This is a genomic window from uncultured Meiothermus sp., assembly GCF_937863175.1.
Taxonomy (GTDB): domain Bacteria; phylum Deinococcota; class Deinococci; order Deinococcales; family Thermaceae; genus Meiothermus.
The window spans coordinates 1-4,690 of record NZ_CALMCQ010000321.1 but is presented as its reverse complement, the minus strand read 5'-3'; the positions used below and the strand labels follow the sequence as shown (position 1 = coordinate 4,690).

The 4,690-nt window shown below is 54.0% G+C and carries 4 protein-coding genes; 1 reads left to right on the top strand and 3 read right to left on the bottom strand.

Annotation, left to right across the window (positions count from 1 at the left end; translation table 11 throughout):
• The 3 genes from Q0288_RS12215 to Q0288_RS12205 form a co-directional block, all read right to left on the bottom strand.
• Positions 1-498: WecB/TagA/CpsF family glycosyltransferase (locus tag Q0288_RS12215; protein ID WP_299430796.1), on the bottom strand; the 498-nt coding region annotated here is incomplete at its 3' end.
• On the bottom strand, positions 499-1,872 hold the full coding sequence (locus Q0288_RS12210; RefSeq protein ID WP_299430794.1) for an exopolysaccharide biosynthesis polyprenyl glycosylphosphotransferase: 1,374 nt from the start codon (positions 1,870-1,872) through the stop codon (positions 499-501).
• Positions 1,873-2,542: 670 nt separating this feature from the next.
• Complete coding sequence (locus Q0288_RS12205; RefSeq protein ID WP_299430792.1) at positions 2,543-3,424, bottom strand: polysaccharide deacetylase family protein; 882 nt, start codon at positions 3,422-3,424, stop codon at positions 2,543-2,545.
• 55 nt (positions 3,425-3,479) lie between these two features.
• Between Q0288_RS12205 and Q0288_RS12200 the strand changes: the two genes are divergently transcribed.
• Positions 3,480-4,690 (top strand): glycosyltransferase family 4 protein (locus Q0288_RS12200; RefSeq protein ID WP_299430790.1); only part of this gene is annotated, 1,211 nt, incomplete at its 3' end.

Genomic DNA, 4,690 nt, shown 5'->3' with positions numbered 1-4,690 from the left:
GTCGGGCTGGGCAGCATTGATCTGGGCCACGATGGCTGCATCTTCTTCGGGGGTGAGGGGGCGGAAGGGGGGTGAGTAGGTGCCCACCACCCGCAAACCTGGAAACTTTTCCCGTAGTTTGTCGCGCAGCAGTTCGGGAACTCCTTCGTTGCCCCCATAGAAGTAGTGGCGATATCCCTTATGCGCAGAGGCTTCGCACGCTGCCAGCATCAGATCGGGGCCATAGACCCGGTCTACGTGCTGGTGTCCCGCCAGGCGGCTCATCCAGACCATCGGCATACCGTCGGGTGTGACCAGACCGGCCTGGTTATGAATTTTGCGCAATTCGGGGTCGGCCTGACTTTCCATGACCCCATGCACCCCGGTAATGCATACATAGGTGCGGTGCTTGCGTTTGATCCAGGCATCCAGGGTCTCGAGCGCCAACGGAAGGTTGATGGCACTAATGCCCACTCCCAGCACATTGGTTCGCTCAATCCGTAACTCCTTGGCCTCCATTCAATACGCCCCCTTTGAACCCAGCACCGCCATTACGGTACGGAACAGCAGATACACATCCAGCCACGGTGACCAGTTGCGGATGTAGTAGGTGTCGAGTTCTTCTTGCAGCTTGAGGTCGCTGTCGGAGCGGGCCAGCACTTGCCAGAAGCCGGTCATACCGGGCAGGACGCTGTGGCGTAGCTCGCGAAACTCCGGCGAGAACCGCTCGAGGTGGTAGGCCGGGAAAGGGCGCGGCCCCACCAGGCTCATCTCCCCGCGTACCACGTTAAACAGTTGGGGCAGTTCATCCAGGCTGGTTTTGCGGAGAAAGTAGCCCACGCCAGGCAGAATGCGCGGGTCGTGCTTGAGTTTGAAGGAGCGCTCCCACTCGGCTTTGGCCACGGGGTTTTCGGCCAGATGGCGCTCGAGTCGCTGGTCTGCATCAGGGTACATGGTGCGTAGTTTCAGGATGTCAATTTTTCTACCATGGAACCCTTCGCGGGTCTGGGTAAAGTAGGGCGAACCAGGGCTGATCAGGCGCACCCAAAACGCCAGCACCCAGATCAGCGGTAGGCTAAGCACGAACAGCGGCCAACTTAGCAACCAATCCATCCACCGTTTGATCAATCGGTTGCGCGGCAACAAAAGATTTTTGCGAATCGAAAGGCCATGAATCCGGCCCAGATCCCGCACCATGAACCAATCAATCGTCTGTTCCCCAAGATCGGGTACCACCACCACATGCAAAAAAGGAAGCCGGTTGACCAGACCTTTGAGTTCGGCCCGCCCGATGCTCGAGATCGCCACCAGGGCTTCCTGCACCCCTTGCTTGCTGAGCTGTTCGGCCCGCTCGAGGCCACCAATAACCGGAACCCCCTCGACCACGCGGTATTGTTTTTGAGGATCGTCGTCCAGAAAAGCCACCGGAACCATTCCCAGGTAGCGCTCGCGCTTGAGCGCTCGAGCTACCATAGCTCCAATCAGACCCGCTCCCAGAATCACCACCGGCTGCCCCCAGTAGCCGGCCCTTACCAGAAGCTCCCGCGCCAATGCATTGAGCAGGGGAACCAGCAGCAATGCAAAGCCTCCGGTCAGCACCAGAACCACCACATACATCTGCGTTGCCGGAAACAAGGCCAGGCCCACCACCGTACAGGTAAACAGCACGGTCGTAATCAGCAGGGCTCGGCGCATCCGCTCAACGGGATGTACGCCATAGCCTGGGTACAAGGCCCAGAAGGCATAGCCAATCGGAAACGCGGCCAACACCAGCGCCAGATAGGTATAGTCGCTGTAGGGCGCAGGATGCAACCACCAGGGAGAGAGTGCCGCGCGAAGACCCAGCGCAAGCCCCAGTGAAAGCTCGAGTGCCAGCACATCTGTCAGCCACAAAATAATTAGTGCCCAAGTAGAGGTTTGTCTACTCGACAAAGCACCAACACGCAGACCGTCCTCTTGTGTAACTGCCCAAGGTACACCGTGTTGTGCCATAATCTCCTTTCGCCGAAATATGCACCCGCTTGATGTTAGCTTTCTCACACAGGTTCCATGAGAATAGTAAAATCGTAGAGCATTGTTGTCAAAAGGATATGGAAAGCTTGACATCTTTAACGCAGTAACGACCACATAACGCCAACCGGATATAAATGCCAGGAGAGGCTTGTTTCAAAGCTTGTCCTGGGCGGCATAAAGTTGTCTAGACAAGGTGTGCAGACAGCAACACATCTCGCCACACCCCGGTTACTGGTTAGCAGGTGATCAATATTGTGCTTGTTGTGTAGCTCTATATTATATTGATACCAATAAGCGTTGGACAAACAGAAAATACCATGGAGCAGTAGAAAAAGCAACCTAGTCAGGAGTTGCTAAAGCAGGGCATTGGAGCAAAAAAAATGCCAAACTAAACTTTCCCTGACCCTATTGCGGCTTTCGCAATTTGTTAGCCGCCGCTCCCAGCGGTAAAAAATATGCCTTGCAAAGCATTTTTGTCCGGGGTGCGGTCGCATTATTACTGAAAACCGCTCTATGTAAAGGAATTGCCAAAGCACACCCCGTCAAAGCGTTATTTGCGCAATAAGCTAAAGGTAACATCCTGATACCAGCCCACAACATCCATACCACCAAAAACAATGGTTCTCAGATCCTGCAAATTTTCGTCAGTAAGTACGAATCGTGGGATTCGACCGGGATCGTCCAGGGGTCTGACTGCGCGCAAATGCACCGTGGCTGCTAGTCGATAACCTGTTTCCAGACTAGCCCGTGACACCCCTGCATCCACCGCATAACCAGGAAGGCCATAGGGGTATGACATGGTCGGCACTACCTTGCCCAGCGCATCTTCCAGAATAGCTCGACTTTTGTACAGCTCTTCCCGCTGCTCTTTAGGTGATAGCTGGCGAAGGTTGTGGTGGCTATGGGTATGTGCGCCAATGTGCATTCCAGCAGCATCCAGTGCTCGCAAGCCTGCAAAGTTCAGTGGCCCCATCTGTTCTAATGAATTCCCAAAATTGGCGGCCAGGCGGTTCAGGGTAGGAGTGTCTTTTTGCAGCAGGCCTGTAGTAATGAAAAAAGTGGCGGTCAATCGGTACTTTTGCAGCAAGGGCAGGGCTATTTCCACATTATCCTGATAACCATCATCGAAGGTTATGGCTACCCTTGGTTTGCCTCTCGGTTGCTCTGCCGGCAACAACACCTCTTCAAAACCGACAACTGTACAGTGGGCAGCCAGCCATTCCAGATGGGCTTCAAACAACGCCGCTGAGGTTGAATACTTATACAGTCCAGGCGGACGAATAGAATGATAGGTCAGCACCACCGTGCGATCTGGGGATGCCAAGCCGGCCCAACTCACAACCTTGAAATAAGCATTCAGCAACGAGCGCACTTTGTGGATGCGCCTAGGCGAAGGGGTGGCTTTGGCGTTTTTATCGGAGGCCTGGGTCATGGGTTGGAAGCTATTGGATGTCGGTATCCTTGCTTTTGTACCATACATGAAGTGAATGGCAAATCAGGTGCAAAAGCCATATTACCGTAGGCGGGTTACCCGGAGATCGCTTGAATCCCCATCTAAAATCAAGAACTATATCGTTTGGTTGCATCTGTCTTGGCAAGCAAAGCTAATGGTCTATACTTATCTACGCTGTCTTGATACTACCTGGACGTTGAATACTATGCGAATTCTTCTGGCTGGATATGGTTGTAGCCCGGATCATGGGTCTGAAGAAGCAGTTACTTGGGGTTGGGCCCTGGCATTGTCACGTCACTGCGAGGTGTGGGTAGTTACTTTTCCACGTTATCGTAGCAACATCGAACGCTATCTACAGTCCAACCCAAATCCCAACTTGCATTTTCACTATGCATCACCGCCTAGGGCCATTGATCCCTGGAATCCCCAAAAGGGTAAAGGCAACATCCGGCTGCACTATCTGCTTTGGTTGGGCGAGATGTACAGGGTGGCCAAACAGCTTCACCACCAAGTGGGCTTCGATTTGAGCCACTTCGTTAGCTGGAATACCGTCAGCGCCCCACCCCCGTTGTGGAAACTACCCATTCCCTTTATTTGGGGCTCGGTGGGTGGCGGTCAAATGGCCCCCTTCGCCTACCGCAAATATTTCACAACGGATGGTCTGGAAGAAACCCTGCGCAGTTTGCGGGTATTGGCCTTACCTCTGCTCCCTCCCGTACGCCAGGCGGTTCGGCGCACTTCACTCATCTTGGCGACCAATGCAGAAACCGAAAGCCTCCTGCGACGGGCAGGAGGATCGCAAATTGAGATGTTTAATGTCTCCGGGCTACCGGATAGCTATGTGCCTTCTGAACCTCCTGTCCACCCACCGCAACCCACCATGACCCTGCTATGGGCTGGACGGCTGGAATCCATGAAAGCCCCTCTACTAATGCTTCAGATTATGCAGCAGGTGGCAGATCTCCCGGTGAGGATGTTGGTCGCGGGCGACGGCCCTCTTCGTCCCATGTGTGAAGCCAGAGCCGCAGAATTTGGTATTCAGGACAAGGTGCAGTTTTTGGGCCGGGTCGGCTGGCACGAAATGAAAGAGCTGTATCGTAGTTCAGATGCGTTTGTATTTACGAGTCTGCGAGATTCATTTGGCAGCGTGAACCTCGAGGCTATGTCCCAGGCTTTGCCCCTCATAGCTTTCAATCACCAGGGGGTGGGGTATTTTGTGCCCAAGGAAGCCGCAGTCAAGATACC

What these genes read in the sequence shown, in the direction of transcription:
- Q0288_RS12205 (WP_299430792.1), bottom strand. Translation starts at nt 3,424, where the DNA reads ATGACCCAGGCCTCCGATAAAAACGCCAAAGCCACCCCTTCGCCTAGG.